General features: G+C 68.7%; 21 protein-coding genes and 5 pseudogenes. 12 read left to right on the plus strand and 14 right to left on the minus strand.

Going from position 1 to position 20,291, the window contains the following annotated elements:
* Positions 1–309: 309 nt before the first annotated feature.
* A pseudogene (locus tag OHA19_RS39385) lies at positions 310–528 on the plus strand (helicase associated domain-containing protein); the annotation flags it as partial.
* A complete protein-coding gene (locus OHA19_RS39390) occupies positions 502–1,038 on the plus strand; it encodes a helicase associated domain-containing protein (protein WP_331754688.1) in 537 nt (178 codons plus the stop codon). The pseudogene OHA19_RS39385 and the gene OHA19_RS39390, both read left to right, overlap by 27 nt.
* Before the next feature lie 138 nt (positions 1,039–1,176).
* On the opposite strand, the gene OHA19_RS39395 is transcribed toward OHA19_RS39390, so the two are convergent.
* From OHA19_RS39395 to OHA19_RS39405, 3 genes are all read right to left on the minus strand, one after another.
* Entirely contained in the window at positions 1,177–1,422 is a 246-nt protein-coding gene (locus OHA19_RS39395) for a hypothetical protein (RefSeq protein ID WP_266624218.1), read from the minus strand.
* A 305-nt stretch (positions 1,423–1,727) separates the two neighbouring features.
* Positions 1,728–2,024 (minus strand): hypothetical protein, encoded by a 297-nt coding sequence (locus tag OHA19_RS39400; protein ID WP_405722854.1) that lies wholly within the window; start codon positions 2,022–2,024, stop codon positions 1,728–1,730.
* A 246-nt stretch (positions 2,025–2,270) separates the two neighbouring features.
* Complete coding sequence (locus OHA19_RS39405; RefSeq protein WP_331750572.1) at positions 2,271–2,576, minus strand: hypothetical protein; 306 nt, start codon at positions 2,574–2,576, stop codon at positions 2,271–2,273.
* A 365-nt stretch (positions 2,577–2,941) separates the two neighbouring features.
* Between OHA19_RS39405 and OHA19_RS39410 the strand changes: the two genes are divergently transcribed.
* The gene (locus tag OHA19_RS39410; protein WP_331750569.1) at positions 2,942–4,465 is read left to right on the plus strand and encodes a phosphatase PAP2 family protein; all 1,524 of its coding nucleotides are present in this window, start codon (positions 2,942–2,944) and stop codon (positions 4,463–4,465) included.
* On the opposite strand, the pseudogene OHA19_RS39415 reads toward OHA19_RS39410, so the two are convergent.
* Both OHA19_RS39415 and OHA19_RS39420 read right to left on the minus strand, forming a co-directional pair.
* Positions 4,460–4,723, minus strand: a pseudogene (locus OHA19_RS39415) (DUF5107 domain-containing protein); the annotation flags it as partial. The gene OHA19_RS39410 and the pseudogene OHA19_RS39415 sit on opposite strands and share 6 nt — an antisense overlap.
* A 298-nt stretch (positions 4,724–5,021) precedes the next feature.
* On the minus strand, positions 5,022–5,498 hold the full coding sequence (locus OHA19_RS39420) for a hypothetical protein (protein ID WP_331750567.1): 477 nt from the start codon (positions 5,496–5,498) through the stop codon (positions 5,022–5,024).
* A gap of 521 nt (positions 5,499–6,019) precedes the next feature.
* Here OHA19_RS39420 and OHA19_RS39425 point away from each other — a divergent pair.
* Together OHA19_RS39425 and OHA19_RS39430 are read left to right on the plus strand one after the other, a co-directional pair.
* Entirely contained in the window at positions 6,020–7,069 is a 1,050-nt protein-coding gene (locus OHA19_RS39425) for an IS110 family transposase (protein ID WP_331750565.1), read from the plus strand.
* Between the two features lie 60 nt (positions 7,070–7,129).
* On the plus strand, positions 7,130–7,363 hold the full coding sequence (locus OHA19_RS39430) for a transposase (RefSeq protein WP_331750562.1): 234 nt from the start codon (positions 7,130–7,132) through the stop codon (positions 7,361–7,363).
* Positions 7,364–7,596: 233 nt separating this feature from the next.
* Here OHA19_RS39430 and OHA19_RS39435 read toward each other — a convergent pair whose 3' ends face one another.
* Positions 7,597–8,055 (minus strand): GFA family protein, encoded by a 459-nt coding sequence (locus tag OHA19_RS39435; protein WP_405753416.1) that lies wholly within the window; start codon positions 8,053–8,055, stop codon positions 7,597–7,599.
* Between the two features lie 206 nt (positions 8,056–8,261).
* Positions 8,262–9,028 (minus strand): annotated as a pseudogene (locus OHA19_RS39440) (IS6 family transposase).
* Positions 9,029–9,036: 8 nt separating this feature from the next.
* Here OHA19_RS39440 and OHA19_RS39445 point away from each other — a divergent pair.
* Positions 9,037–9,174 (plus strand): hypothetical protein, encoded by a 138-nt coding sequence (locus tag OHA19_RS39445; RefSeq protein ID WP_331750812.1) that lies wholly within the window; start codon positions 9,037–9,039, stop codon positions 9,172–9,174.
* Positions 9,175–9,212: 38 nt separating this feature from the next.
* Here OHA19_RS39445 and OHA19_RS39450 read toward each other — a convergent pair whose 3' ends face one another.
* Both OHA19_RS39450 and OHA19_RS39455 read right to left on the minus strand, forming a co-directional pair.
* On the minus strand, positions 9,213–9,707 hold the full coding sequence (locus OHA19_RS39450) for a hypothetical protein (protein WP_331750557.1): 495 nt from the start codon (positions 9,705–9,707) through the stop codon (positions 9,213–9,215).
* 641 nt (positions 9,708–10,348) lie between these two features.
* A complete protein-coding gene (locus OHA19_RS39455; protein WP_331750555.1) occupies positions 10,349–11,011 on the minus strand; it encodes a helix-turn-helix domain-containing protein in 663 nt (220 codons plus the stop codon).
* A 63-nt stretch (positions 11,012–11,074) separates the two neighbouring features.
* Here OHA19_RS39455 and OHA19_RS39460 point away from each other — a divergent pair, with 63 nt between their 5' ends.
* The 3 genes and pseudogenes from OHA19_RS39460 (at position 11,075) to OHA19_RS39470 (ending at position 13,354) form a co-directional block, all read left to right on the plus strand.
* A complete protein-coding gene (locus OHA19_RS39460; protein WP_331750553.1) occupies positions 11,075–11,701 on the plus strand; it encodes a class I SAM-dependent methyltransferase in 627 nt (208 codons plus the stop codon).
* A gap of 548 nt (positions 11,702–12,249) precedes the next feature.
* Positions 12,250–12,471 (plus strand): hypothetical protein, encoded by a 222-nt coding sequence (locus tag OHA19_RS39465; RefSeq protein ID WP_331754076.1) that lies wholly within the window; start codon positions 12,250–12,252, stop codon positions 12,469–12,471.
* 116 nt (positions 12,472–12,587) lie between these two features.
* Positions 12,588–13,354, plus strand: a pseudogene (locus OHA19_RS39470) (IS6 family transposase).
* Positions 13,355–13,648: 294 nt separating this feature from the next.
* Here the strand turns inward: OHA19_RS39470 and OHA19_RS39475 are convergent.
* A protein-coding gene (locus OHA19_RS39475) for an IS3 family transposase (RefSeq protein WP_331734386.1) occupies positions 13,649–14,853 on the minus strand; the annotation gives its coding sequence in 2 pieces (ribosomal slippage) (positions 13,649–14,562 and positions 14,562–14,853; 1,206 coding nt in all).
* A 398-nt stretch (positions 14,854–15,251) separates the two neighbouring features.
* Here OHA19_RS39475 and OHA19_RS39480 point away from each other — a divergent pair.
* Positions 15,252–15,458, plus strand: coding sequence for an enoyl-CoA hydratase-related protein (locus OHA19_RS39480; RefSeq protein WP_331750551.1), 207 nt, complete (start codon positions 15,252–15,254; stop codon positions 15,456–15,458).
* Positions 15,448–15,711: a hypothetical protein gene (locus tag OHA19_RS39485; RefSeq protein WP_331750550.1), complete on the plus strand. Its 264-nt coding sequence runs from the start codon at positions 15,448–15,450 to the stop codon at positions 15,709–15,711. The genes OHA19_RS39480 and OHA19_RS39485 overlap by 11 nt, the downstream gene beginning before the upstream one ends.
* On the opposite strand, the gene OHA19_RS39490 is transcribed toward OHA19_RS39485, so the two are convergent.
* Complete coding sequence (locus OHA19_RS39490) at positions 15,702–16,400, minus strand: DUF6585 family protein (RefSeq protein WP_331754082.1); 699 nt, start codon at positions 16,398–16,400, stop codon at positions 15,702–15,704. The genes OHA19_RS39485 and OHA19_RS39490 overlap by 10 nt on opposite strands.
* Positions 16,401–16,548: 148 nt before the next feature.
* Complete coding sequence (locus tag OHA19_RS39495) at positions 16,549–17,652, minus strand: M20 family metallopeptidase (RefSeq protein ID WP_331750791.1); 1,104 nt, start codon at positions 17,650–17,652, stop codon at positions 16,549–16,551.
* 262 nt (positions 17,653–17,914) lie between these two features.
* Between OHA19_RS39495 and OHA19_RS39500 the strand changes: the two genes are divergently transcribed.
* A complete protein-coding gene (locus OHA19_RS39500) occupies positions 17,915–18,799 on the plus strand; it encodes a LysR family transcriptional regulator (protein WP_331750548.1) in 885 nt (294 codons plus the stop codon).
* Between the two features lie 221 nt (positions 18,800–19,020).
* Here OHA19_RS39500 and OHA19_RS39505 read toward each other — a convergent pair whose 3' ends face one another.
* Both OHA19_RS39505 and OHA19_RS39510 read right to left on the minus strand, forming a co-directional pair.
* Positions 19,021–19,392, minus strand: a complete 372-nt coding sequence (locus OHA19_RS39505; protein WP_331750546.1) for a hypothetical protein — start codon at positions 19,390–19,392, stop codon at positions 19,021–19,023.
* Between the two features lie 81 nt (positions 19,393–19,473).
* A pseudogene (locus OHA19_RS39510) lies at positions 19,474–20,242 on the minus strand (IS6 family transposase).
* Positions 20,243–20,291 lie beyond the last annotated feature (49 nt).

Here is a 20,291-nt window from a genome sequence, read left to right on the forward strand (position 1 = left end):
AGGATCGAGCCCTGATGGGTAGACAAGCACACGATGCTCCGGGCAGATAGTTTGCTGGGTCGACAACCCACCTAGCAGGAGCTTCGCCTCTTCCCACACTCGGCTCGGCGCCAACTCGGCCCGCCCGGCAATCAGGTCGGAAACAGCTCACTGTACCGACCCCTTGAGAAAGGGCTCCGATGAAGGTCGCGCGGTCGTGTCGGTCACCACGCCGCGCGGTCCGAACCCGGCACGAACGGCCTTCGCTCCGGTGCCGACGGCCTTCGGGGAGAACGCTAGCCTCACGCCCGGCGGGAGCAGGACGCGGCCTGGGCGGACGGAGTCGCCGTCGCCCGCGAGTATGCCGCCGCCCACGGGCACTTCCTCCCGCCGACCACCGCGACGTGGGAGGGGCATCCGACCGGGGTGTGGGCGAAGAACGCGAGGGCGGCGGCGCGTAGGGCGCGGGAGAACGAGGAGCTGCGCGCGGCCGGCCGGCCTGTGCGGTCGGCGGCCGGGGCGATGACCGAGGCGCGGCGGGATGAGCTGGACGCGATCGATCCGGGGTGGTGCCCGGTATGGGACACCGGGTGGCAACGCTGCCACCGCCTCGTCCAGAACCACGTCCAGGCCGGCGGCACCCTCCCGGAGGCCGCGGGCGACGTCGTCGTCCAGGGCGAAGACCTCGGACGCTGGGTCACGGCGCAGCGGTTCGGATGGGAACAGCTTCTGCCCGCACAGCAATGGATCCTGGAGAACACCCTCGGACTCCAGGCGGCCGGGGAGGACGAGCGGCCAGTGAAGCAGACGCAGGATACGAAGTGGGCGGCCAACCTCGCGGCGGCCCGGCTGTTCCACGCCCGTGAGGGACACCTGCGTGTGCCCCGGAAGCACGTTGAGCAGCTGGGCGGGGAGGCGGTCACGGCAGGCCGTCAGGACGGCGCTGGCGGGGGCGTGGTGGTCAAACTCGGCACGTGGCTCGACAACGTCCGCAAACGCGCCGCGAAACTCCCCCAACACCGCCGGGCGGATCTCGATGAACTCGGGATGCGCTGGTAGACGGGGAGCGCGTGAGGGGCGGGCAGTGTGCTCGGCCCTTTTGCGTGCGGTGCTTCGCGCCCGGCCGTCCGAGCCCGACGGCGCCCCGCCCTGCCGCCGCAGTCTGCCGGCTCATGCCGTGCTGGTCGGGGATCGGGCTCAGCTTTTGATGAGCTGGCCAAGGGCGATCAGCGCGCTGACAATCCCGGCGATTTCTCCGAATACGGTCAATGCTGGACGTTTTGCCTCATCTGCTGACGCCTCATCCATCCAGTCATAGATGTGCGAACCGGCGATCAGGCCGATAGCGAGAGCGCCGAACCTGAACCCCTCCGACCACAGGAATGCGATAAACGCCCCGAGGAGGAAGCACAACACCAAACCTAACGCCTGGCGGTCGGTCATGCCGTCGCCCCTCTCCCTACGTGCCCGGCAGCCGCTGACAATTCTGCCGAAAACTCAACAACGGCGGGCCTCTTCCCGCTTGGTTGGTATCGCGGACCAGTGAAACTGCGCGGTACCAACCAACCTGCGCAACCGGACCCGGAGCTAGGAACTCTGCAGGTCAGACCGCTGGCCCACTCCGTGCTCTGCGCAGATTCAGTGAGCCAGCACAGCCACTAACCCGCTCAGCCAACCTGCACAACCCCAGGTCACAAGCGTGACCACTGTGCAGATTCACTGACCCGTGACAAGAAAGGGCGAACAGCTCAGAGGACGGTGCCATGAAGGGCGCGGCGGTCGGACGTGATCGCGTAGCGGCGGGCGGCGAGGCCGTGGTCGAGTTCCTCGCCGATCTCCTCGCACAACAGGGCGAGGACGTCGGCCGCGTCGGTGTCGGACAGGTAGGCCGGCGCGACTTCGAGCATCAGCTCGCCGATCGCGTGCGTGCTGGCGGCGAGGTCGTCGACGGCGGCGCGCAGCGCGGCGAGCGCAGGTTCCGCCGGCGGATCGGCGGGCGGCGGAGGCGGGGCGGTGCGGACGTCACGGACGGCCTGGCGGACCACCGCGCGCACTGTCGGCTCATCGAGGGCCTTCAGGCCGCTGTGGGCGAGCGCGGCAAGGCGGCGGGTGATCAGCTCCGCGACGTCGCCGGAACGGGCGGAGGCGGCGATCAGGGCGCGCTGGGACAGGCCGTAGTCGAGCCCGGCCGCGGCCGGGCCGGTGTCTCGCGTGCGAGACAGGCCGGGGCCCGCGGCGACGGCCCCATGGATCGCGGCCAGGGCGCGGGCGACATCCAGGAGCCGGTACGCCTACGCGCGGCTGATGCCGAACTCCGCGTCGCAGTACGACTCCCAGCTGCTGTGCCCGAGCGGGAGCCGGACGCGGGCAGCATGCGCGTCGCGGCCCCGGGCGGCGAGCACCGCCACGGAGCGCCGAACGTCGTCCATCGCCTCGCGCAGCCCGGCCGTCATCTGCCGGGCGCGGGCCGCGCTCAACGGCGGCCGCGCCGGTCCGGCGACATCGTCCTGGTCGTGGTCGTGCTCGCCCATGTCTCCATCGTCCTGCGCGTCGGCGGGCTGGTCCAGTGCGTTCGGAAGGACCGGCGCGGGCCCCACCTCACAAACCTCACAGCGCGGAGCCGCAACGGGTCGTAGCGGGGTGATAGCGATCAGCAGCAAACCGACCAACCACACCCCGCAAAAAACGACAGTCACTCATCGGCATCCACTGTCAGAACCCAGCAACCCTCACCACCAGCCAGGAAACACCACCAACCCACTGACAAAACAACGACGAACACCCACCGATAAAACGACACCGATCACCAGTACGGCGGGCGCGAGAGGGGTCCGCCATCCGCTTGGATGGCGGGCCCGACGGTTATCGCTGGCTCCACCAGGCGAGCCCGGTCACGATGGCACCGCCCGTGTCTCGGCGCGTCTGCCGCTTCATCCGGTCCGGGCCGGGTATTCGCTGACTCATGTCTACTGCGAGCAGCAGCCCCTCCCTTCCCTTCTCCGCCTCCCTTGCCGTCCCCGCCCGGTTGCGCGGCCTGCTGCACAGCCGCGACCTCGCCCTGTTCCGCAGCGTCGCCGGCCGGCGCTGGCCGGGCGCCGATCAGGTGCTGCCCCGGCTGAGCCGCAGCGCCGATCACGGACTTCTCTGGTTCGGCGCCGCGGCTGGTATGGCGGCACTGGGCAGCAGCGCGCGGGCACGCCGGGCGGCGTTGCGCGGGGTCGCGTCGCTGGCCGTCGCCTCGGCCGCTATCAACACCGTCGGCAAGCGGGCGGTGCGCCGGGAGCGGCCGATACTGGACCTGGTTCCGGTGGTGCGGCAGCTCAAGCGGCGGCCGTTCACGACGTCGTTTCCGTCCGGGCACGCGGCGTCCGCGGCCGCCTTCGCCACGGGTGTCGCCCTTGAGTCGAAGGGCTGGGGCGCGGTCGTCGCCCCGGTCGCGGTGGCCGTGGCCGCCTCCCGCGTCTACACGGGTGTGCACTATCCGGGCGATGTGCTGGCCGGTGTGGCGCTCGGCATAGGGGCGGCGTTCGCGTTGCGCGGGGTCGTACCGACGCGGGGTCAGCTACCCGCACCGGGCCGTCCGCCGGCGGCGGCTCCGCCGTTGCCCGCTGGCAAGGACCTGGTCGTCGTGGTGAACCAGGAGTCCGGGACCGCCACCGCGACCGCTTCGCTGGTGCGCGAGGCGCTGCCGCTGGCCGAGGTCGTGGAGTGCGCGCCCGACGAGCTGTCAGGGGCGCTGGCCGAGGCGGCGGGCCGGGGCCGGGCGCTGGGGGTCTGCGGGGGTGACGGCACGGTAAATCTGGCGGCGCCCGTCGCGGCGACGCACGGGATGCCGCTCGCCGTCTTTCCTGGCGGAACGCTCAATCACTTCGCGTACGATCTGGGCATCGAGACGGTGCACGACACGGCGGCCGCCCTCACCTCGGGGGGTGCGGTCCGGGTGGACCTGGGCCGGTTCCGGCCCGGTCCCGAGGGGCCGGGCGGGGCGGACGGCTACTTCCTCAACGCGTTCAGCCTGGGGGTCTATCCGGAGCTCGTGCGGACCCGGGAGCGCTGGGCGCCCCGCATCGGCGGCTGGCCCGCCGGGGTCCTCGCAGCCTTCGAAGTACTGCGTGGTCGACGCCCGCTGGCTGCCGAACTGCAGGGAAAGCGGCGGCCGTTGTGGCTCCTGTTCGTGGGCAACGGGCTCTTCCAGCGGGTGGGGCCCGCTCCCGGACGGCGGCACAACCTGGCGGACGGCCTGCTGGACATCAGAGCGGTCCACGGCGGCCGGACTCCAGGGCTGCGACTGCTAGCAGCAGCGGTGGCCGGTCCGCTGACCCGCTCCCCCGTCCATGCGGCGGTGCGTCGGCATCGAGTACGGATCGCCGGCCTGGCACCGGGAACCCCGTATGCGTACGACGGTGAAGTGGCCTACTCAGGAACGGATTTGACGATCGACAAGCTGACAGAAGCGCTCACGGCCTACTGCCCCATGCCCCTGTGACAAAGAGACCGGGGCGGCGGACCAGGAATCCTCGTCGCGGCGTTCGCCGCAGAGGTCAAACGCCTCGGTATAGAGGTCGGCGGCGCAGGGAACCTGACCGCTGTCCTGGGCGGCGACCGCCAGATAGCGCAGCAGCGGCCAGCGAGACGGAGCGACGGCGAGGCCGCGCTCCCACCTGCGGACGGCCTGGGCGCGGTCGTCGTGCCACTGGGCGATCCCGAGGTGGCATTCGGTGAGCGGGTCGGCGGGTGCGGTCTGCCTGCTGATGTCCTGGCCGAGGTACTCGCGGATGGCAACGAGCGGCTCGTGATCCCGGCGCCGACCGGGCCGATGCCATCTCCCGTAGCTGCTTCTCGACCACAACCATCGAATCCCGGACCAAGAGCGATGGGAGCCCAGTCACTGACGCCGACCGGGAGATCGAAGACCGACGCCGTCGACGGCGCGGGCGCCGGTCCGTCGCCAGGCCTAGTGACGGCCTGGCGACCGATGTCGATCCGGTCGGCGTCCAGGCTGATCAGCCGTTCCAGCGCCGGCAGTCCGGCGCGGGCGAGGACTACCGGGACGCCCCACCCGTGGGCGGGTCGGCGACCAGGCGGAAGAGGTCGCGCGTCGGGTGCACGTCGACCGGGATGCCCGTCCCGACTTCGATGATCTCCTCCCCGGCGACGAGGTGGCTCGTGGTGAACGGCGGCCGGCCCGGCACGGTGACCAGCATCCGGACCCTGGTGCAGCGGTCGTCCTCGCCACACCACACGCGCTGTGCGGACGTGACCTTGCCCGTGACGCGCACGCCAGCCGTGTCCAGGTCTCGCCACACGCGCTGGTCCCGCACGGTGCCGACGATGGCCAGGACCATGACGACCACGGTGAGAGGGGTCCAGACGAGGCCGGTCACAACGACGCCCAGCCTGTCGTCGTCGGGGACGTACCCGCCGATACCGGCCAGCAGGATCAGGGGACCGGCGCACACGACCAGGAGCCCGAGCCCGGTCCAGATCGGCTGCTCGAAAAAGCCCGGCGGACGATTCACCGGACCTTCGGCCTCGGTTATTCCACCGCTCGTCACAGTGTGGCCCGCCCGCCGCCGGGAAGGGCGTCCGAAGTATTTCGCAAGCGTCCTGACACAGGCGGATTCTAACGGACCTGGTCCAGTCGCCGCGGGGGAACCGGGCATAGTGTGGGCTGTCAATCCCCACCGAAAAGAGCTCACCCAGGCACTGGCCTTCCCTGTCAAGTCTGAGGTGTTGCGTCACCGCCTGAACCCCGCCCACCACCCTGCCGATGCAGGCTACGGCCATCTGAACCGCCGACTCATATGGGGAAAGCGGGACGCGGTCGGGTTGGCCGCTCGTAGCGTGCCGTAGGACGCCGGTCCGGGTGACACGTGAACCGTCTGCCGCTCTTCGGGGCTGGCTCTCCCGGGGTATGTCGCCGGTCCGGTGTCCGTCCGCGGTCTGACTCAACAGAGGCGTGTCCCGGCCAGGTTGGTTCCGGAAGTCGGCGTGTCGACCGTGGCTGTCCCCGTCGTGCGACTGTGAGGAATCAGGTCCCGTGATACTGCTCGGTGTCGACCCACACAAGTCCACCCACACCGCCACCGCCGTCGAGCCGGTCTCGAACCAGCAGGTCGGGTCGATGCGGATCGAGGCCAGTCTGGCGGACTACCGGCGGCTGCTGGCCTGGGCCAAGCGGTGGCCACAGCGGAAGTGGGCTGTGGAGAACGCCAACGGCCTGGGCCGGCATCTCGCCCAGTGGCTCATCGCCCGCGGTGAGAGCGTCGTCGACGTGCCTGCCGCGGCGACCAGCCGGGTGCGCGAACTTTCCCGCGGTGGACGGCGTAAGAACGACCAGATAGACGCAGCGGCCGCAGCCACCGTTGCTTATCTGCAGGGAGAAGGGCGGGATCTCGCGCCCGAGGATCACACCATGGCGCTGGCCCTCCTGGACGAACGGCGTGTGAACCTGGCCCAGGCCCGGGTGCGCACGGTCAACCAGCTCCACGCGCCGCTGCGTGACCTGCTGCCCGGCGGCGCCCCGACCCAGCTGTCCGCGGACCTGGCCGCCAAACTGCTGCGATCCGTCCGCCCCGCCGGCGATATCGAGACCGTCCGGAAGGACATCGCCTGGGACCTGGTCGCCGAGATCCGGAAACTGGACAAGCAGCTCACGGACAACGCTGCCCGGATGCAGAGCCTGGTAGAGGCATCGAGCAGCACGCTGATGGACACCCCGGGCATCGGGCCGGTCATGGCCGCTCGGCTGACCGGCCGCACCGGACGGGCTCACCGCTTCTCCACCTCGGCGGCATTCGCGAACTATGCCGGTGCCGCCCCGGTGGAGATCGCCAGCGCGGACAAAGCCCGCCACCGGCTCTCCCGCTCCGGCGACCGCCAGCTCAACTCCGTCCTCCACACCATCGCGGTCGTGCAAATACGGATGCCGAAATCACCCGGACACGCCTACTACCAGCGCAAACTCTCCGAGGGTAAGACGCCGAAGGAAGCGAAGCGGTGCCTGAAACGCCGCCTGGCCGACCACGTGTGGCGCGTCATGATCGCCGATGAGCGAAAAGCCAAGTCGCTCCCTAACCACGGGACTTGACAAGACACAGAGGCACCCCGGGTTTGATGGAGACATCGAAGACCCGGAAGGATGCCGATCATGGCTGCTCCCCGTAAGCACTCCGACGAACTGCGTGAGCGCGCGACCCGGATGGTGGTTGAGGCCCGTAAGGACCCTGCCGTGCGGACCGGTGCGGTGAAGCGGATCGCTGACCAGCTCGATGTGCATCCCGAGGCCCTGCGGACCTGGGTCAAGCGGGCCGAGACCGACGAGGCCGGCCCCTACAAGATGACGACCACCCGCAACGGCACGGTCATCCACGGCGCCAACTGAGCCCAGCCCGTTCACGCCCCGCGACGGCTGTCTCGCCGCGGGGCGTACGCGGCCCAAACTGCTGCGGTCTGGGTGGCCAGGTCCAGGTCAAAGCGAGCCGAACGGATTGACGTGGGTCCAGAACACCGCAGGGCCCGCCGGTCGGCGTCGGTGCGGGTGTCGGCCTACTTCTCATCGGCAGGGGCCTGCTGCAGCAGTAGCGTGTTGACAGGTACACCCGCGCGGACTGAGGGTTAGCCGAGGGGACTGTGCTGGGTATCGGGCACCGGCGGCATCCAGTGCACCGCGTTCTCGCGGAAGGAAGCGTTGACCGGCATGAGGTCCGCGCCGCTGGTGTCGTCGAGGGCCGGGACGTTGATGCCGGTCTCCGGGATGTCGCAGTCGACCGCCGCGACTCGGGTGCCGCAGGTGGGACAGAAGCCGCGCTTGGCCTTGCCCGGGAACGTCTCGAACCAGGTCGGCTCACCTCCCTCGCCCGTCCACGTAACCCGCTCGAAGCCGGCCCACCACATTACCGGGGACCCACCGAGCTTCAGACAATGGTCACAGTGGCATGTGTGCGGGTATGCCGCTGGGCCCGTGGCGGTGAAGCGGATCCGACCACACAGGCATCCACCAGTGCGCTCTTCGACTCCCTCGGGGGTGGCGTTCATCAGGTGATCTCCGCAGCAACGTAGTCGAGTTGAGCCCATCAGTCTGACAGTCCCTGCTCCTCACGGCGGGCAGCAACAGGCCGCGATCGCCGCTGCCCGTTTCGGATGGCAATCGGGCCCCGGGCCCTGGCCGTGCTGTGTCCTACGCGAATGAAGATCTCTCTCAATGGCTCTGTCACGTTGTTGGGTGTGTGAGTGTCTGATGGGGCGTCGGGGTGTGGTGGGCTTGCGTTTCGGGCCTGGGGTCAGGCCGTGGTGGGCCGGCTTGCAGCGCCGGTGATCTGGTCCCAGATGGCGAAGCGGGTGGTCATCTCGGCGCGGTAGTGGGCGGCGGTCATCAGGTGGCGGCGGGGCCGGAAGTGGGGTGAGATGCCGCTGAACGCGGACAGGAACCGCTGTGCTCCACCGATGCTGCGGAATCCCTTCATCCGCGTTCGCGCTGGCGGGTGGGCTGGTGGCTGTTCTCGGCCCGGTTGTTCAGGCCCTTGTGGGAGCGGTGCTCGACCGAGGGCATCACCTCGCGGTGGGCCGCCCCGTAGGAGCGCAGCTTGTCCGTGACGACTACCCTCGGCACCGAGCAGGTCGTCTTCAGCAGGCGGCGGAAGACGCGCCTGGCCGCAGCGGTGTCCCGCCGGTTCTGGACCAGGATGTCGAGCACGTTGCCGTCGGCGTCGACGGCTCGCCACAGGTACTTCTGCTCTCCGTTGATTTTGATGAAGACCTCGTCCAGGTGCCACTTGTCGCCGGGCCGGGGTCGCCGGCGGCGCAGGCCGTTGGCGTAGGCCTGGCCGAACTTCGCGCACCAGCGGCGGACGGTCTCGTGGGAGACGATCACGCCGCGCTCGAGCATCAGTTCCTCGACCTCGCGGAAACTGAGCGGGAAGCGGAAGTACAGCCACACGCAGTGGGAGATGATCTCCACCGGGTACCGGTGCCCCTTGTACGACGGCGACGCGCTCCCCACGGACGATCCCCCTCCACCATGATCAACTCGAAGATCCTCCCACGCCATTCGCCAACGTGACAGTGCCCTGCCGAGCCCTCGACCACGAGCTGCTGCCGAAGAACATCGAAGGCACCCGGGCCAAGCTGAAACGCCTGGTCAAACTCGGCATCCTCACCGAGGCCGACACCGGCAGCTTCACCGCGAAGCAGTGACCCGACCGAACACCGCGACCAGAAGCTCTGTCTCACCTTCACCCGGAAACAGACATAAAATCGCGAATGTCTTCGAGCTGCGACCACCGGTACTCAGCAGCTCCGCGTAGTTCCGGATAAGCGACGGCCATGCCTCGTTCCGGTGTCATCGACCACAAGCGGTAATCCGGGGACGACGCTTGCTGTTCCCAGAGTTCACTCCAGCCGTCGACATAGCGGAGGTACAGGGATCGCACTCGCCCGATATCTGCTGGTTCCAGCTGGGCAGGACCAGTGGCACGCAGCTGGCGCACGTCGTCGGGTGGAGCGAAGCTGGCCACCATGACAGAGATATCGCCGCCCTGACCTGCGGCGACGAGGAATGGGCTCTCTATCGGTTTCCTCGACGTGGTATGAAACCAGAACTTCTCCTCCCAGAAGGCGTACCACATCGTCGCGAGTGCCGGCCGACCTCCGCGGGTCACCGCAGCGACACTGGCGGGCCTGCCCCGTTCGGCGAGGAAGCCAGCGATATCAAATCCGGGAATCGCCATGGCGGAAGGATCTCAGACCCGGAACTGGCGCAACACCCCTATTAGCTTAGTAACAACTACTTTAGGGAGATCTCAGAGGGCAGTTCGAAACATCGAATGCACCCGCGCCAAGCTGAAACGCCTGGTCAAACTCGACGACCTCACCGAGGCCGACACCGGCAGCTTCACCGCGAAGCAGCAACCCGACCGAGCACCGCGACCAGTAGCCCTGTCTCACCCTCACCCGGAAACGGACATCAACTCGCGAACCGCCCTCTGACTCCGGCGGCCCGGGGCAATGGCTCACACGTCCCAGCCCCCGGGCCTCGGCCATTGCAGGAACCCGAAGGCACCTTGCCCACCTGCAGCACGAATTACACTGACGTCAGATCACCGTCGGGCTGGGGACCAGCGGTACAGCCGTTGGCGCTAGGCATTTGATCAAGGTCTTCTAGCGCAGGTGATCGGCCTGCTGCGGGGTGCTGGGCCGCTACAGCTTCACCGCCTTCACCCCGGCCGGCGGCCTACGGCCGCTGCGCAACCCAGACGCCGCGGCGCTCGACGATGACGACGGTGCAGCGGAGTGAGCGTCCCGGTCAGTCTCCGCAGCCGCAGCCGGTCGCAGACTTTGCTTCGGCGGCAGCCGCCGAAGGGTCGGCGGCCTACTCGTGGTCAGTGCAGAGGTGGGCAATCAGGGCCGCGCAGGCCCACTCCTCCCAGGCGTCGGGGGACCAGCCCCGGTTGCGGACAAAGACCAGGTACAGCTCCGGGCTGAGAAGCCCGTACAGCAGGTCGGCGGCGCGGGCGGTGTCGACGTCGGGGCGGGCGTCAGGCTTGGAGGTCAGGGCCTTCGCTGCGGCGTGCTGAACGGTATAGCGCGGGTCGGGGCCGGCGGGCCACTGCGCGGCGATCTCCGGGTCCGTGGCTGCGGCAGCCGCGATCAACGGCATGATCGGGGCGACACGGCCGAGGATGTCGCGTACACCCCGTACGTGGGCGCGCAGTTGCCCGGCCGCGGTGGGCTCGGCGCACGCGGCGCGGAACCAGTCGCGGTCCATCGTGGCGACCGGTTCGACATCGCCCGCGATGGACGTGTCGACGACGTCCTTGAACAGCGCGCGCTTGTTGCGGAACACGAAGTACACGGTTTGGACGGCCACACCCGCGCGATCCGCAATCTCCTGAAGGCTTGTCGCGCCGTACCCCTGTGCGACGAACAGCTCCCGCGCCGCCGCAACGATCTTCTCGCGGGTACGCCGCGAGCGCTCGGCCCGCTTGTCGGGGCGCTTGACGTTCTGTCCGTCGGATCCCTTGACTGCATCCATGCCGGGAGTCTATCTCTAGAGTCAGACATTAGAGATGAACTCTAATTTCTTGGAGGGGTAGCGATGAGTGAAACTCGGACGGCTGCGGAGCTCGACCAAGAGGCGTCTGTGCGCCGCGTGTTGGAGGACTTCTACCGGGACGGCAAGCCGCCGTGGGACAGCGGCATCACGCCGCCCGAGCTGGTGGCCCTAATAGAGGGGCCCGGCGCGCTGATGGCGGGCCGGGTGCTCGAACTCGGCTGCGGCACCGGGACCAACGCGGTGTACCTGGCCCGGCACGGCTGGCGGGTGACGGCCGTCGACCTGGTCGACCGCGCGGTCCGGCGTGCGAGGGAGAAGGCCGACGCGGCCGGAGCGGACGTCACGGTGCTGTGCGGGGACGCCACCCGACTCGACGAGGTGGGTGTGCCCGGCCCGTACGACCTGTTCTTCGACCTGAGCTGCTACTGCGGGATTCCACCGCACCGCCGCGACGCCTACGCCGCCGGCCTCACCAAGCGTGCCGCCCCCGGTGCACGATTGCTGATGTTCGGGTACGGGCCCGGGGCGTTTGACGACTCGTGGTCCGGCGTCACTGCAGACGAACTCAGCGCCAGGTTCGCTGGGTGGCAGCTGGCCGACGTGACGCCCGGCACGAACCCGGTCCCGACTTTCTGGTTCACGCTGCGCCGCGCCGCCGCCGCGGCATGAGCTCAGTCGCACCGGGCAGCTTCGGGCCGCGGGAGGTGGGCCCCCGAGCAGTTCGCCCAGGTCAGCTCTCGCAGAACCTCTCTCACAACCGTTAAGTTTTGCGAGGCAGTTCTGAGGACCGCCGCCAGAACCCCGTGACCTGCGGAGGTAGGGCTTAACACCATCCGCTGCGCGATTGGTCCCCAAGGCCGGGCAGGCAGCGCCCTCCGCTGGCAATCCTGCGAGCCCCTTGCCCACGGGCGGGCGCCAACAAGGCGCCCGCCCGTCCGCATTCCTGTCAGGGGAAGCAGCCTGGCGGGCTCCGTGGAGCACACGCTACCGGCCGCCGCGGACCCCCATCTGCACCTGACCGCCTCCGTCCCAGGACACCCACGAAACGTCACCCGATCGAGGGTGGGGCCAGAACAATCCGTTCCTCTTGGAACCCTCCCGAACCCATCACCCACATAGGTCAAAAGTGGGGCCAAAGCAACTCGTTCTAGTGGGGCCAAAACTGCCCGGCGAAAACAACTGAGGGCCGTCCCGTCGCCGAAGGGGTGTCAGGCGGGGTGGTGTGGCAGTTCCTCGGCGGCGCGGCCAATTCCGAGGGTCCGCCGCGGGGACGGGGACTCGGCCGGGCGGGTGCCGAGTATGCCTCGGGCTCGGAGTTCGTCGAGGTCGGACAGGCGCTCTCCGGGGAGAGCGTCGAGCAGGTCGGCCTGGGCGGCGCGGATGCTGTGCGCGGGAGCCTGGGGGCTGGCACCAAGGGCACGGCGAACGGTCACTGGTAGTCAGGGGCGCGGTGCCCAACGGGCCCGTTTCCCCATCCCCCTTTCAATCCGTACGTGCGGTTTTCCCGCATACGGCTTACCGATGATCTTCTTGACAGGCACTGTCACGTTGGCGAATGGCGTGGGAGGATCTTCGAGTTGATCATGGTGGAGGGGGATCGTCCGTGGGGAGCGCGTCGCCGTCGTACAAGGGGCACCGGTACCCGGTGGAGATCATCTCCCACTGCGTGTGGCTGTACTTCCGCTTCCCGCTCAGTTTCCGCGAGGTCGAGGAACTGATGCTCGAGCGCGGCGTGATCGTCTCCCACGAGACCGTCCGCCGCTGGTGCGCGAAGTTCGGCCAGGCCTACGCCAACGGCCTGCGCCGCCGGCGACCCCGGCCCGGCGACAAGTGGCACCTGGACGAGGTCTTCATCAAAATCAACGGAGAGCAGAAGTACCTGTGGCGAGCCGTCGACGCCGACGGCAACGTGCTCGACATCCTGGTCCAGAACCGGCGGGACACCGCTGCGGCCAGGCGCGTCTTCCGCCGCCTGCTGAAGACGACCTGCTCGGTGCCGAGGGTAGTCGTCACGGACAAGCTGCGCTCCTACGGGGCGGCCCACCGCGAGGTGATGCCCTCGGTCGAGCACCGCTCCCACAAGGGCCTGAACAACCGGGCCGAGAACAGCCACCAGCCCACCCGCCAGCGCGAACGCGGATGAAGGGATTCCGCAGCATCGGTGGAGCACAGCGGTTCCTGTCCGCGTTCAGCGGCATCTCACCCCACTTCCGGCCCCGCCGCCACCTGATGACCGCCGCCCACTACCGCGCCGAGATGACCACCCGCTTCGCCATCTGGGACCAGATCACCGGCGCTGCAAGCCGGCCCACCACGGCCTGACCCCAGGCCCGAAACGCAAGCCCACCACACCCCGACGCCCCATCAGACACTCACACACCCAACAACGTGACAGAGCCCGCCTGACGCATACCGCCACGCAGCCGACACCGTCCGACGTCTTGATCAACACGTACCGCCGCCGCGCTGAAGGTTAAGACCGTGTCCTACATGGCCGGTTGGCAGTTGTGCTGGTCACGGGGAGTGGACGGTGGGGATGGATGACCGGCCGGGCCAGGGGTTGACCAGCAGCCGGTCGGCAGTCAGGGGGCCTTGACCCCGAATCCTGAACACGGTTTAGGCGGCTGGTGCCAGCGTAGTTGGTGTGTGGTGGAGGGTGTTCTCGAAGGCGATCGGTGATTGTTGTCCGAGGCGGGAGTGTCGGCGCCGGGTGTTGTAGCGGTGGAGCCATCTGAAGGCGTCGAGTCGGGCTTCGCTCTCGTCTGGCCAGCTCTTTCGCCCTTGGAGAGTTTCGCGTTTGAAGGTCGCGTTGAAGGACTCGGCGAGTGCGTTGTCCGCGCTGGAGCCGACCGCGCTCATGCTCTGCCGAACCCCTGCTGACCTGCAGGCTTCGGCGAAGGACCTGCTCGTGTATTGGGCTCCGTGGTCGGTGTGCATGATCGATCCGGCGAGGCTGCCTCGGGTGCGGACGGCTGCGGCCAGGGCGTCGGTGACGAGGTCCGCACGCATGTGGTCGGCGATCGCCCAGCCAGCCAGACGTCGCGATGCGAGGTCGATGACGGTGGCCAGGTAGCAGAACTTCCCGCCGTCGATGGGCAGGTAGGTGATGTCGCCGACGTATTTCGTGTTCGTAGCGGCGGCGGTGAAGTCGCGGCCGATCAGGTCGGGCGCCCTGGCCGCGGCCGGGTCGGGAACGGTGGTGCGGTGCCGGCGGCGCAACCGGACCCCTTCGATCCCGAACGTCCGCATGATCCTCGCGACCCGCTTGTGATTGACCGCCTCACCGCTCGTCTCGCGGAGCTCGGCGGTGATCCTCGGGGCTCCGTAGGTGCCGTCCGATTCCTGGTGCACCGCCCGTATCCGGGCGGCCAGCCTCGCCTCGGCCGCCTGCCGGGCAGCCCGGTCCACAGCCGTCCGGCGCCAGTAGTAGAAACTCGAGCGGGCAACGCCGAGGATGCTGCACAGCCGCTTCACGCCATAGCGGCGCTGGAGGTCGGCGACACACTGGAAGCGGTTCACCAGCGCGTCTCCCCGGCGAAATACTTCGCCGCCTTCCGCAGGATCTCGCGTTCCTCCTCCAACTCGCGGACCTTCTTGCGCAGGGCTGCGTTCTCCGCCTCCAGCGGGGTCGGAGGCTGGGCCGGTTCCTGCGTCCGGCGTCCCCGGGGCCGACTCACCCCGGCCGCCCTCACCCAGTTCCGCAGTGTTTCAGGGTTGATCCCCAGATCGGCGGCGACCGACCTGATCGTCGCCTCCGGCCGCGACTCGTACAGCGCGACCGCATCCGCCTTGAACTCCGGCGGGTAGTTTTTCATGACCACGAGATGTCCGTTTCTCAGATCCTCAGGATCCAGTGTCTCGTGTGTCCAACATCAGGGGTCAAGGCCCAGGAACGGGCCGTGGACGAACAGGTGTTTCACGGCGGTCACCCGTAGGGCCGCCTCCTCCGCCGAGACGGTCTGCCAGTGCACCGCCGCCGATGCCCTCCCCGTCCCGGCCGCACAAGACGTCGAGGAGCCACCTACTGCGTCTTCCCCGGGCTCGTGACATCGGCGACTGACGTCGTAGGGCCCCGGCCCCCGGTCGGAATGCCTGCTCGGCGGGCGGATCCGAAGCGGCATCGCGCGGCTAATCCCAGTAATCGAACCCGGCGAACGTTCGTGGCCAACGCACTGGCCTTGGTGCGTCCGCCCGCCCCTGGCGAAACGGAGTACCCGGCATGACCATCCACACCGAGCAGGACGACCACGTCGTCACGATCACCATCGACAGGGAACGCAAACTCAACGCCCTCGACTATCCAACGATCGACGCGATGCTCGCCGAGCTGGACCGCGTCGACTGCGACGACCGGGTCCGGGCGGTCGTCCTGACCGGCGACCCGAGCCGCCGAGATGGGCCTCGTCAACACCGTCGTGCCCGCTGACGAACTCCTCGACGCCGCACGGGACTTGGCCGCACGGATTATCCGGCACGCACCGACGGCCGCAGCAGCCTGCCTGCGCGCGGTCACCCGCGGCGTCAACCTGCCGATCGACGAGGGAATCGCCGTCGAGGCGGCCTGCTTCGCCGCCACCGTGCCCACGGACGGTGTGCGGACCGGACTGCGGCGGTTCCTCGACCGCTCAGCCACTGGTCCACGTACGGACGGCCGGCGCCAGCGTGCGCGTCACCCGTAGAGGTTCGAGGCGACGGTCAGAAAGACGAGAAGGTTCGGCACGGTCTCGACCTTGGCGAACGCCCAGGCTCTGGGCTGTCCGTGCTGCCGGACGGCCACGAAGCCCCCGCCGACATCGATCGTCGCGACGGCCGACCAGGGCAGGACCCCTTCGCGTTCGGTGGAGATACCGGTGGCGTCCACGCTGAACGGGCCGTGACTCACCTTCTGACCCTCACGGACCGCCTCCCACACCTTCTGGGCCTGGGCGCGGGCGATGGCCTCGGAGATCAGGGGCAGCCAGGTCCCGAAGTCGGCGAAGCGGGACGAGATCTGCACCCTGGTGCCGTTGGGCGCTACCAGGGTGGAGGTGTGCGTGGTGTTGTAAGGGGTCTTCGTGCCCTTGTAGATGATCACTTCCTGGACGGTTTCCTGGTAATGGACCGCCTGGTCCCAGCGGACCGCGAACAACTGCCCGGCGCCCCTGTCCACGAGCAGACCCCTCTCGAAGAGGTGCAGGCGTTGACTGCCGAGTTTCTTCCGGAAGTTGGGGCTGTTGAGCAGGGCACCGATGCTCAGCGCGGAGAGGAGCAGGGGGTACCCCCCCACCCACCAGCTCGTGTAGACCCACAACAGGATGCCTCCGGTCGTCAGGCCGGCGATGCCGGTCAGGGAAGCGGCGATGAACAGTCCCCGGTACTTCTCCTGCATGTTGACCTCCTTCCTCGGCAGGAAAGTGTGTTCGAGTCGGCCGAAGCCTCTACGGGAAGCCAGTTGGGCGACTTCAGGGGACGGGGAACCCGGCACGCTCATACAGGGGCCTCGGTTTCGTTTCGGAGCGACACTCGTCAAGGCCGCTTCAGCTGGTCGTGTGGTCAATGAGTTGAGCGAGCAGACGGGTGCGGGGGACCATCTGCGCGATCTCGACGTACTCGGTGTCCGCGTGCGCGCCACCGCCCACGGCGCCCAGGCCGTCCAGCGTCGGACAGCCGGCCGCCGCGGTGTAGTTGCCGTCCGAGGCACCGCCGACGGCGATCCCCCGCAGCGGTTCCAGGCCCAGTTCCGCGGCGATTCGGCAGGCGAGGGCGAACAGTTCGGCGGAGGACTCCGGTTCCATGGGCGGCCGTTGCCTGCCGCCCAGCACCTCCAGCCGGGCTCCGGGAGTCCGGACGGTGAGTCCCCGCATGAGCTCGTCGATCCGGTCCTGCGCCGCCGTGGTCGGCGCGCGCACGTCCACCGACACCCGCGCCAGCGCGGGCACCGTGTTGCGCGCACTGCCGGCCGACAGCAGGGTGGGCGTGACGGTCGCGAAGCCCAGGACGGAGGGGGCGGCACCGACGGCGCCCACTGAGTCCCCGAGGCCGGCGATGGACAGCACCTGGTGAGCGGCCTCGACCGCGGCGTTGACCCCCTTGTGCGGTTCCTGACCCGCGTGCGCGGCCCGGCCGTGCACCACGACCTCGTACCGCGAAGTGCCCTTCCGGGCGGTCTTAAGCGCGCCCTCCTCGTCCGCGGAAGCCTCCAGCACCAAGGCGGCCGCGCACCCCCGCACGGATTCCTCGATCAGCTGCCGGGAGGTCGGTGAGCCGACTTCCTCGTCCCCGTTGACCAGTACGCACACCCCGTCCGGGGAGGGCAGGGAGGCCAGCGCGTGGAACATCTGCACCAGGCCCGCCTTCATGTCCAGGACCCCGGGGCCGCGGGCGATCCCGTCGGCCACCGACCAGGGGTGTTTCTGAAGCGAGCCCATGGGCCACACCGTGTCGTGGTGTCCCACCAGCAGGACCCGCGGGGTACCGAAGGTCCACCGCAGATGGGTCACACCGTCGATCACGATCATCTCCGGCCCGGCCCCCAACAGCCTCGCCCCCAGGGCACCGACCACCTCGGCGCTGCGCGACACCGCCGCGTGGTCCGCCGAGAAGGACTCGCAGAGTACGAGGTCCTCCAAATCGGCCAGCATCGCCGGCAACGCGAGCGCAGCCCCCCGGGTCACCGGCCCCACCCCATCTCAACTCCCCCTCGCGACAACACACTTCCCCCTCGGATCTCATCGGCCATGGGCAGCGGCGGAGCTCGCTCCCCCTCCGGAGCTCCGCCGCGTGCACGACGTTAGGGCGGGACAAGGCATTCCACCAGCGACTGGATTGCATGGGATCTATGCACTGAAGGAATGTGTTGGAGAAGATGGTGATGGCCGGATGAGGCTTGGAGGAGGGAGGAACGTGTTCGAGATTGACGCGCTGCGGCTGCTCGTGGCCGTTGCCGAGACCGGATCGTTCACGAAAGCGGCGGTCCGGCTCAACTACACGCAGTCCGCGGTGTCCCGGCGGATCGCCGCGCTGGAACAGCGGGCGGGCGGGCCGCTGCTCCAACGGCTCCCTCGGGGCGTACGGCTGAATCCCGCCGGCCGTGTGCTGCACCGGCACGCCTTGGAGGTGCTCGACCGGATGACGCGGGCGGAGTGCGAGCTGGCCGTGCTGCACGCGGGGCACGGCGGGTTGCTGCACATGGGCGCGTTCGCCACCGCCAACATCTCCCTGGTGCCCGCTGCCCTGCGGGCGCTCCAGGCGGCCCGGCCGGATGTCGAGGTCGTCGCGGTCGAGGGCCCGACCGACACGCTGATAGCCCGCCTCGCGGACGGGGCGCTGGACCTCGCCGTCGTCAGCGACTACCCGTCCGGCCTGCCGTCGGCCGACGGGGTCACGACGAGCCTGCTGTGCGAGGACGAACTGTTCGTCGCTCTCCCGCGCGGGCACCGCCTGGCCGGAGCCGGGACGATCGACCTGCGTGAACTGCACGACGATGCATGGCTCCAGAGCGCGTACGGCGACCGTCCCACGATGCTTGCCGACGCCTGCGCCCGGGCGGGCTTCGCTCCCAGGAAGATCATCCGCATCGCGGAGTGGACCGGGAAGTTCGGCTACGTGGCCGCCGGGCTGGGGGTGGCGCTGGTCCCCTCGCTGGCCGCCCGGGCGGTCCCCGACGAACTCGTCCTGTGCCGCCTCACCGATCCGGCCCTGCGGCGGACCGTACATGTGGCGCTGCCTGCCGCCCCGCTGCCGACGGCACTGAAACTGCGGGATCTGCTGCGCGACACCGTTGACTGAACCGTTCTCCGGAACGATCAGCCGGTATGCAAGGTGAGTGTGGGTATAAGGCGTCGAGTGTGCTGGCCAGTACGGAACGACGGGTCACGCTGACGGAGTGGTGTATGGGCGGCCACTCGGTGATCAATTTTGAGGCTGTGCAATGAGGGGCCTTGGCTAAGTGGTCGGCTCTCGAAGTCCTTCGGGGGTTGACTCCGGGCTGGTTGTGGGTGTGTCCGCTGTCAGGTGTCGAGGGCGACGAGATGGAGGATCGTCGCACGGAGGCGGAGAGTCCGGTCACGCGCTGTGGATAGCCCCGATCTCAGGCAGCTCCACGAACTCGCCCCCCTCGGCCTGAACCGCTTCGCACCTTCGGTGAATCTCTCCGAGCAGAAGGCAACACCCAGGAGCGAGATGCAGTCGAGGAAGAACAGGTCGCGCTCCGGTGATTTCCTGAATCGGAGCTCCCAGACCTTCTTGAACTGCCCGTCGCGGCGGTAGTCGATTTTCGACCTCTCGAGGTCGACCACGTCCTCGACCTTCAGCAGCTCGGCCCGGGGGAACTTTACAAAGAAGTAGTCCTTCACCGAGATCCGTTTGCCCTTGGTGGACACCGCAGGCTCTGTCACGTTGTTGGGTGTGTGAGTGTCTGATGGGGCGTCGGGGTGTGGTGGGCTTGCGTTTCGGGCCTGGGGTCAGGCCGTGGTGGGCCGGCTTGCAGCGCCGGTGATCTGGTCCCAGATGGCGAAGCGGGTGGTCATCTCGGCGCGGTAGTGGGCGGCGGTCATCAGGTGGCGGCGGGGCCGGAAGTGGGGTGAGATGCCGCTGAACGCGGACAGGAACCGCTGTGCTCCACCGATGCTGCGGAATCCCTTCATCGCGCGTTCGCGCTGGCGGGTGGGCTGGTGGCTGTTCTCGGCCCGGTTGTTCAGGCCCTTGTGGGAGCGGTGCTCGGCCGAGGGCATCACCTCGCGGTGGGCCGCCCCGTAGGAGCGCAGCTTGTCCGTGACGACTACCCTCGGCACCGAGCAGGTCGTCTTCAGCAGGCGGCGGAAGACGCGCCTGGCCGCAGCGGTGTCCCGCCGGTTCTGGACCAGGATGTCGAGCACGTTGCCGTCGGCGTCGACGGCTCGCCACAGGTACTTCTGCTCTCCGTTGATTTTGATGAAGACCTCGTCCAGGTGCCACTTGTCGCCGGGCCGGGGTCGCCGGCGGCGCAGGCCGTTGGCGTAGGCCTGGCCGAACTTCGCGCACCAGCGGCGGACGGTCTCGTGGGAGACGATCACGCCGCGCTCGAGCATCAGTTCCTCGACCTCGCGGAAACTGAGCGGGAAGCGGAAGTACAGCCACACGACAGTGGGAGATGATCTCCACCGGGTACCGGTGCCCCTTGTACGACGGCGACGCGCTCCCCACGGACGATCCCCCTCCACCATGATCAACTCGAAGATCCTCCCACGCCATTCGCCAACGTGACAGTGCCCTCATGACCACTGCGCCGTCTGCCTTTCCC

It is taken from the genome of Streptomyces sp. NBC_00012 (genome assembly GCF_045040875.1).
Lineage (GTDB): Bacteria > Actinomycetota > Actinomycetes > Streptomycetales > Streptomycetaceae > Streptomyces.